Source organism: Pedobacter sp. HMWF019 (genome assembly GCF_003061025.1).
Classification (GTDB): domain Bacteria; phylum Bacteroidota; class Bacteroidia; order Sphingobacteriales; family Sphingobacteriaceae; genus Pedobacter.
The window spans coordinates 1-8,116 of the sequence record NZ_QAIL01000091.1; the positions used below are offsets into that span (position 1 = coordinate 1).

Annotated in this window: 7 protein-coding genes; all 7 read left to right on the plus strand. The window is 38.5% G+C overall.

Annotated features, from left to right (window positions below):
- Positions 1–8: 8 nt before the first annotated feature.
- A complete protein-coding gene (locus tag DBR11_RS05930; protein ID WP_108550697.1) occupies positions 9–563 on the plus strand; it encodes a TerD family protein in 555 nt (184 codons plus the stop codon).
- A 3-nt stretch (positions 564–566) separates the two neighbouring features.
- Positions 567–1,181 carry a TerD family protein gene (locus tag DBR11_RS05935; protein ID WP_108550690.1) on the plus strand — a complete coding sequence of 205 codons (615 nt, stop codon included), beginning with the start codon at positions 567–569 and terminating at the stop codon, positions 1,179–1,181.
- Between the two features lie 27 nt (positions 1,182–1,208).
- Complete coding sequence (locus tag DBR11_RS05940) at positions 1,209–2,306, plus strand: toxic anion resistance protein (RefSeq protein WP_108550691.1); 1,098 nt, start codon at positions 1,209–1,211, stop codon at positions 2,304–2,306.
- Positions 2,307–2,315: 9 nt separating this feature from the next.
- Positions 2,316–3,278, plus strand: a complete 963-nt coding sequence (locus tag DBR11_RS05945; RefSeq protein ID WP_108550692.1) for a hypothetical protein — start codon at positions 2,316–2,318, stop codon at positions 3,276–3,278.
- A 45-nt stretch (positions 3,279–3,323) separates the two neighbouring features.
- Positions 3,324–4,115 carry a DUF475 domain-containing protein gene (locus tag DBR11_RS05950; protein ID WP_108550693.1) on the plus strand — a complete coding sequence of 264 codons (792 nt, stop codon included), beginning with the start codon at positions 3,324–3,326 and terminating at the stop codon, positions 4,113–4,115.
- A 487-nt stretch (positions 4,116–4,602) separates the two neighbouring features.
- Complete coding sequence (locus tag DBR11_RS05955) at positions 4,603–6,993, plus strand: ABC transporter permease (RefSeq protein ID WP_108550694.1); 2,391 nt, start codon at positions 4,603–4,605, stop codon at positions 6,991–6,993.
- Positions 6,994–7,417: 424 nt separating this feature from the next.
- Positions 7,418–8,113 carry a hypothetical protein gene (locus DBR11_RS05965; RefSeq protein WP_146186473.1) on the plus strand — a complete coding sequence of 232 codons (696 nt, stop codon included), beginning with the start codon at positions 7,418–7,420 and terminating at the stop codon, positions 8,111–8,113.
- Positions 8,114–8,116: the final 3 nt, after the last annotated feature.

Below are 8,116 nucleotides of genomic sequence, written 5' to 3' on the forward strand. Positions count from 1 at the left end.
AATATAATATGGCCATTAACTTGCAAAAAGGGCAGAGAGAAAATATTGGAGCCCCAAAATTTACTATTGGTTTAGGCTGGGATACGAACAGCTCAACAACGGGTACCGCGTTTGATCTTGACGCCTCCGTTTTTATGTTAAACGACCAGAAAAAACTGGTTTCTGATGAGAATTTTATCTTTTATAATAACTTGATCTCTCCTGATGGCGCTGTTGAGCATACCGGAGATAATTTAACTGGCGACGGGGACGGAGATGATGAGCAGATCAAAGTAGATCTGACAAAGGTAGATTCCAAGGTAAGCGAGATTTGCATTGTCGTGACAATACATGAAGCCGATCAGAGAAGACAAAACTTTGGACAGGTTAGAAACTCATTTGTGCGTATTTTTGATACAGTTACAAATGAGGAACTACTCAATTATGAATTAGACGAAGACTTTTCTATAGAAACTGCAGTAGAATTTGGCCGCATCTATAAACGTGAAGGCAAATGGAAATTTGAAGCTGTTGGAATGGGAATGAAAGGTGGATTACAAGACTATGTAAACAAATATCAATAAATTATGGCAATCAATCTTCAAAAAGGGCAACGCATCAGCCTTGAAAAAAGCAACGGAAGCAAGCTTCAGAATATTTGCGTAGGAATCAACTGGGGAGCAATAGAAAAGAAAGGTTTATTTGGTTTTGGAAAGACAAAAGAAGCTGTAGATCTTGATGCAAGTTGTGCCTTATTTAACGACAAAAAACAATTACTAGATGTGATCTATTTTGGTAGTTTGAAATCCAAAGACGGCTCTATAAAACACAGCGGTGATGACCTTACTGGTGATATGGCTGGAGACGATGGATTGGACAACGAGATCATCACAGTAGATTTTGGCCGCTTAAATCCTGAAGTAAGCCATGTAGCTTTTGTCCTGAACAGTTTTAGGGGGCATGATTTTGGAACCATTCCTTTTGCCTCTATTCGCATTTATGAAGGAACCCCAACACGTGTAAATGAGGTTTTTGCAACTTATGATATTGCACATGGCTCTAATTTTGCAGGCCATGTTTCTATGGTGATGGGCATTTTCTATAAGAAAAATGGAGAATGGAAATTTAACGCCATAGGAGAACCAACCAAAGACAGAAAGCTTGAAGATACTGTGAAAACTGTAACACAGAGTTATTTATAAACTCTAAATGCTATCAATTTAAATGCTATGGAAACAACCCCAAATGCCCCTTCCGAAATTACCCCGGTAAAACTGGACAAAGATGGCAACGTAGATTTAACAGCCATCACGCCGGAAGAGCAGCAAAAATATAAGGAGATCAGTAAATCTCTTGAACCCTCTGATGTAAATTCTATATTGAATTACGGGTTAGACGCTCAGAATTCAATGGAGAAATATAGTAACGATTTTCTGGCTTCTGTACGGACCTATAACAGCGGGGAAGTAGGAGGACTGATCAATGAGTTGCTTTCTGAATTGAACTATATTGACATCAACGAGTTAGAGCAAAGTGGATTTAAATCTTTTATTTCAAAAATTCCTTTCCTGAAAAGTTTGGTAGTCGATGTAAAAAAGCTGTTCCAGAAATATGACGTGGTGGTCAACAATATTGACAAGATCACCAATAAGATCAAGGCAGGGCGATTAAATTCGATCAAAGATAACAGCTCGCTTCAGACCATGTTTGACAGTAATGTAAGTTATATTCACCAAATGGAAGAACTGATCATTTCAGGTCAGCTTAAATACAACGAACTGAGCATTAAACTCGCAGAGATGGAAGGTCGACCTGCAGATTACCAGGATTATGAAATTGCAGACCTTCGGGACTTTCTGGGCAGACTGGATAAAAGACTGGCAGATATGAAGATCGTGCGTTTTATCATGCTGCAGTCTCTTGCACAGATTAGGGTAGTACAGAACAACAATACCTCTATTGCTGAAAAAGCACAGTCTATTGTATCTACAACCATTCCAGTCTGGAAAAACCAGCTTACCCTGGCAGTTGCCCTGCAAAGGCAGAAAGCCAATGTAGAAATGCAGAAAAAGATTTCGGATACCACCAATACCATTCTTCAGAAAAATGCAGAAATGCTCAAACAAAATAGTATTGATGTGGCAAAGGAGAACGAGAAGACTGTTGTATCCATAGATACATTAAAAAGAACAACACAATCTTTAATTGAAACTTTAAATGAAGTGAAGAGAATTCACGAAGAAGGCAATCAAAGCAGAAGAGCACTTGATGGCGATCTGAAAAATTTAGAAGCAGAGCTTAAGAAGAATGTGACGCGTGTTAATTAACTTTAACGCATGGATGAAAACCGTTTAAATATCTTAAAAGAATCACGCAGAGAGATCAGCCGTTTGCAGCTTCTCTCTGCGTTTTTTGAAGAGGATACGGTCTATAAAATCTATTTAAGGAGCCAGGTGATCCACCAGATGTTCGAAAATAATGAAGAACTGGATATAGAAAAGCTGGATCTTTTTCATGTTCAGTTTACTTCTAGTGTAATCGAGTTGCTTAGGAAAATAAAAAAAAGCAATGAAAAGAATGTCAGCCTGATCTATGATGAAATACATCTGAATGAAGAACTCATCGCACAGATGAACAACCAGCTTTTTAGTGAAAAAGCATTTCATCTTGACAAGCAGAAACAGGCATCAAAGATCAATTTGTCTTTAAGAAGATTGTTTGATGTGCTGTCTGATTTGAGTACAGATTTTCCATTTTCTAAGAACATCAATGCTTTTAGTTCCAGATATGCAAAAGATTTCTTCCATGCAATTTCACCAGACGAACTAGGCTTATTGACAAATTATGATCCTAAAAATACCTATGTGAGCAGTTACGCAACCATAGAACGGAAGCTTATGGGCTTGCTATGCAAACAGGAATTCCGGACAGAATTCTTTTGTGGTTTAAAATCCGGACAGCTGGTTGTCGAGGTGTATAAGTTTCCTGACATAGACCGACATTTCCTGTTTTTTCCAAGCAGGAACCTTTTTTTATTCTGTGATTTAAGCGTGTTAAATAAAATAGATCTATCTGCTAATAGATCTGAAAAAGAGAAACTGATCCAGGAGCTGGCCTACAAAAACGATAAACTGCAGGCCAATGCTGCTGCTCAAAAAACGTTTATTCCTAAAGAGATCATAGATTTGCTGGAGGAGAACTATTTAAAGATATCAGATATTAATTTTATTGATCATTTGAACAATTTTGATGTACAGGCCAATATTTTGAAAGCGATGCTGAAAACGGATCTTTTTTAGTTGTACTTGTACATGAGTACCTAACCAATAACAACAAACACATACATGGATTTTTTACACACGATTCTGGGAGAGGATATTGAAGCCGGGCTCCTGATTATTTTAAATTTAATTGTTATAGAAAGTTTGCTTTCTGTAGATAACGCTGCAGTACTGGCCACTATGGTAATGGATTTACCTAAAGAACAAAGAGATAAGGCCCTAAAATATGGTATTATTGGTGCTTATGTTTTTCGTGGAATTTGCTTGTTTTTAGCGGCATGGCTGGTTAAAATATGGTGGCTTAAGCCATTAGGGGGACTCTATCTGCTATACCTTGCGTTCGATTATTTTAGAAAGAAGAATGCAAAGGGGGCAGAAAAAGAAGAGGAGGAAGTAGATAAAAGTAAAAGTTGGATCTATAGATCGACAGTTGGATTGATTGGGACTTTTTGGGCTACTGTGGCATTGGTTGAGGTGATGGACCTTGCCTTTTCTATTGACAATGTCTTTGCTGCCGTTGCTTTTACAGACCATATCTGGTTAATTTATATTGGCGTATTTATTGGTATTCTGGCGATGCGTTTTGTTGCCCAGGCCTTCGTAAAATTGATGGAGAAGTTTACTTTCCTGGAAACTGTTGCATTTATTGTAATAGGGGTTTTGGGGATTAAATTAACTTCCTCGTTGCTAACACATTTTTATCCGGAATCTTCAGTTTCGCAACTGATTGAGGGCGAAAAGACAGATCTTTTTGTTTCGATATTTACAGTAGCGATATTCATTTTACCTGTATTGTCTTCTTTATTGTTTAATTATCCGAAGAAGCATATCGTAAAGGAAGAAGAAGGAAATTAGTTCGGAAAATTCTGTACAACTGATTCAAGACTAACGATATCGGGTCCGCTGAAATAGCGGACAGATCTCTGAGGTCTTTCCGCAGCGTACAAGAATTTCCGTAGCAAATTGCAGAGGAGGGTGGTGACCTGCTATGATGCAGAAAAAAGAGATAGCGGTGTTAGGTTATATTAAGGGGAGACTCTTCCTGGGGTAGATCGGATCTGGCGCATATCTTAGTGGGGTCTTGTTGGGATAGAAGTACCTATATCCCAACAAGACCCCACCAAGACCTCAGGCTGATATGCAGGAGCTTGGTTTGAGACAGTATTTTTATGTAGTTAAGAACTTCGTTGCGCTTATTCTTTCTTTTGAGAAAAATGTACGTTTCCGGAACCTAAATGTTCGTTAATGGACATTTGAATTCGATCGCAGGCTGGTAAAGAACTTTTGAGGGCTTTTTTTTAACTGGCATACGATTGGCGGGCGAGTAAATAAAAAGACCATAATGTTCAAGCTTAATCTAAAAATTGCACTGCGCAACCTCTGGAAGAACAGGGGCTATACATTGATCAATGTTCTTGGTTTAACGATTGGGATGGCCAGCTGCATTCTTATCTTTATTTTCATTCGTTTTCAGCTAAACTTTGATAAGGGATATAAAAATGCCGATCAGATTTACAGAGTTGTCAGCCAATGGAAATACAATAGTTTCGAAGACTATTCCTCTGGGGTGCCTATTCCGGTATCAGCAACTATAAGGAATGAATTTGCAGGGGTAGAAAAAGTAGCCGCTATTGTCAAAAATGGAGGTGTGATGACCGTTAAAGATGCACATGGAAAACAGACCATTAAGACAGACCGGACATACTATTGTGCAGAACCCAGTTTTTTTGAAATCTTTGATATTCCATGGATTAGTGGCAACAATGGCAGGGGGTTAGCTGAACCAAATACCGTTGTGTTGTCTGAATCTATTGCAAAAGAGTTTTTTGGAAGTGCAGATAATGCAGTTGGAAAAAGCTTTTTACTGGGAACAAATACCAATTTAAAGGTAATCGGTGTGTTTAAAGATATGCCTGAGAATAGTAGCTTTCCATTAAAAATTGTGTTGAGTTACCAGAATTTCTGGGCAAAAGATAATAAATCATGGGACTCCGTAAGTTCTGGCATACAATGTTATGTACAGTTCAAGGACGGTCTGAAAAGTGCTGATGTACAGGCTACATTGAAGAAATTTAATAAAACCTATCTTGAATCCAGGAAGCTGGAAGGAAATCAGGTTGTAGATTTACAGCCTCTTGATGATATTCACTTTGATCAGCGCTACGGAAGCTTTGCAGATACTTCAATTACCTTAAAAGAGGTGTATGGCTTGGCAATTATAGGTTTGTTTTTGATGATTACAGCCTGCATTAATTTCATTAACCTGGCTACTGCACAGGCTATTAACCGATCAAAAGAAGTTGGCGTGCGTAAAGTAATGGGAAGCAAACGTAAACAGCTGATCGTACAGTTTTTGACAGAAACTTTTGCTATTACTTTAATGGCACTTTTGCTGGCTTGCATTATTGCTGAACTGGTTATTCCAAGTATGCAAAACCTGTATACACCCGGCGTTGATTTTAGTCTCTTTGGCCAACCATTAATTTTCGCTTTCATGTTTGCACTGGTTCTATTTGTTGGCTTTTTGGCCGGACTTTACCCGGCAATGGTGATGTCTGGATTTAATCCTGTGCTGGCCATAAAGAATAAGGCTACTGTTAATGCTGGTAATTTCAGTTTGAGAAAGGTATTGGTAGTGGTACAGTTTACCATTACCATCATTTTGATCATTGGAACATTGGTCATCATTCAGCAGATGAGCTATGTGAGGGAAAAGCCACTGGGCTTTAATACAGAAGCTATTGTAATGATCAATGCACCAGCGGATAGCTTAAATAAAATGAAACGTGAAGGATTTAAGCAAAAGATGTTAAAAATACCTGGGGTAAAACAGTTAAGTTATTGCATCAGGCAACCCCTGTCTAACGACATGAATACCACTAATTTTAGTTTGGACGGGGTAAGAAATAAAGATTTTGAAGTGCGGCTTTCTCCGGTAGATCGGAATTACTTTGATGTTTTTGACCTGAAGATCATTGCCGGGAAGCTCTATGCTGAAAGTGATACCATTAATGGTTTTGTTGTGAATGAAACCTTTTTGAAAAGCGTTCATCTTTCTGATCCGCAATTAGCCATAGGGAAGGTGATTGAGGAGGACAATAAAAAAGCGCCTATAGTTGGGGTGGTTAAAGATTTTAACGACCGATCCCTTAAAGAAAAAATTTCTCCGATGCTTATGTTTTCCCGTGAAGAACAATACTACAGAGCGGCAATCAAAATAGATAATAAGCAGATTATACCCGCTATGAAAGAAATAGAAGCGCTGTGGAACAGTACCTTTCCTACTGCAGTATATTATTCGGCGTTCGTTAACGAAGATATTAAAAACTACTATGAAACAGAGCGTATTATGGGGGTGCTGTTCAAAGTTTTTGCAGGTGTGATCATTTTTATATCCTTTATAGGACTGTTTGGTCTGATCTCTTTTGTTGCCACACAACGGACTAAAGAGGTAGCCATAAGAAAGGTACTTGGAGCATCGACCCTGGAACTGGTAAAAATGCTTAATGGATCTTTCCTGTTAATGGTTTTTCTGGCAAATTTGGTGGCCTGGCCTCTGGCTTATTTATTGGTGTCCAAATGGCTTTCTGGTTTTGCGTACAGAATAGAGATCAGTATATGGCCATTTCTGTTTGCCATGGTCATTTCTATGCTGATTACCTTGGTTACGGTGTCTATAAGGTCTTATAAAGCTGCAGTAACGAATACGATTGATGCCTTAAAGTATGAATAGTTTTGTTCAGGGTTTTGGAAAAGAGCTTCTGGCCAAAAAGATTTTGTCGCCCGTCCGGAATCGAACCAAATTTTATTCAGCAGCGGTTTAAGCGCCTTTGGGGATAGCCGTTCTTTAAAGGAAAAAATAAAAGAAATCAGTAAGAATGCTGTATTGGGGTATCAGTACTTTGTTCAGTTCAAAGGAAATGACCTTTGGCAGATTTTTATTAAGGGGACTACAGATGCTTTTAGGTATGATTGGAACATTCGTACAGATGAACTCAGCGAAATTAGGCATTACGACAGGAAGAAATAGCTGGTTTTTATTTTGTCGAATTTGTATTATTTGATTTAAAATTTTGGTAAATTGGATTAATGTTTGCAATGTATAAACAGAATTTGAACTAAAATTTAAATTACGGACTCCTATAGCAAAGAAAACCATGAAAAAACTACTTTCACTATTGACCATTCTAAGCTTCTGTGTAAGCTTGAGTATGGCACAAACTGCCCAACCGACCGCTGCCCAAACTAAGAAAGCTGCGAGCAAAGCAAAAGCTGCAGCAAAAAAAGAGGCAAAGGCAACTAAAGATGCGGCTGCTACAACCGGTGCTAAATTAAAAAAGGACGGAACACCTGATAAGCGTTATGCCACTAAAGCTACAGATGCAGCTACTAAAACTGCAACTAAAGCAGAGGCAAAAAAAGATGCGGCTGTTGCTGCTACAAGTGCAGCTGGCGTCAAATTAAAAAAAGACGGTACACCGGATAAACGTTATACAAGTAAAGCGACTGATGCTGTGAATACAACTGCAGCTAAAGCGACTGAAAAAAAAGATGCAGCAGCAGCAGCTACAAGTGCTGCTGGTGTTAAATTAAAAAAAGATGGTACGCCAGATAAACGCTATTCTGCTGCCAAAGATAAAGTTCAGGCTACTACACAACAGGCAGAAACTAAGGCGGCTGATGTAAAAAAACAAGCGGGTTCGGCTGTGTCTTCGACCAAAAACTATACTCCAACAGTAGATGGGGCTTTGCATGGACCAAATGGTGAGCAAGTTTTAACTGGTCCTCGCGGGGGAAAATATTATATCAATAAAAATGGCAATAAAACCTACTTGAAAAAAGAAAAACAATAATTC

Excerpts from the sequence above, each read along its gene's own strand:
- DBR11_RS05930 (WP_108550697.1), top strand. The coding sequence starts at position 9 with ATGGCCATTAACTTGCAAAAAGGGCAGAGAGAAAATATTGGAGCCCCA.
- DBR11_RS05935 (WP_108550690.1), top strand. The coding sequence starts at position 567 with ATGGCAATCAATCTTCAAAAAGGGCAACGCATCAGCCTTGAAAAAAGC.
- DBR11_RS05940 (WP_108550691.1), top strand. The coding sequence starts at position 1,209 with ATGGAAACAACCCCAAATGCCCCTTCCGAAATTACCCCGGTAAAACTG.
- DBR11_RS05945 (WP_108550692.1), top strand. The coding sequence starts at position 2,316 with ATGGATGAAAACCGTTTAAATATCTTAAAAGAATCACGCAGAGAGATC.
- DBR11_RS05950 (WP_108550693.1), top strand. The coding sequence starts at position 3,324 with ATGGATTTTTTACACACGATTCTGGGAGAGGATATTGAAGCCGGGCTC.
- DBR11_RS05955 (WP_108550694.1), top strand. The coding sequence starts at position 4,603 with ATGTTCAAGCTTAATCTAAAAATTGCACTGCGCAACCTCTGGAAGAAC.
- DBR11_RS05965 (WP_146186473.1), top strand. The coding sequence starts at position 7,418 with ATGAAAAAACTACTTTCACTATTGACCATTCTAAGCTTCTGTGTAAGC.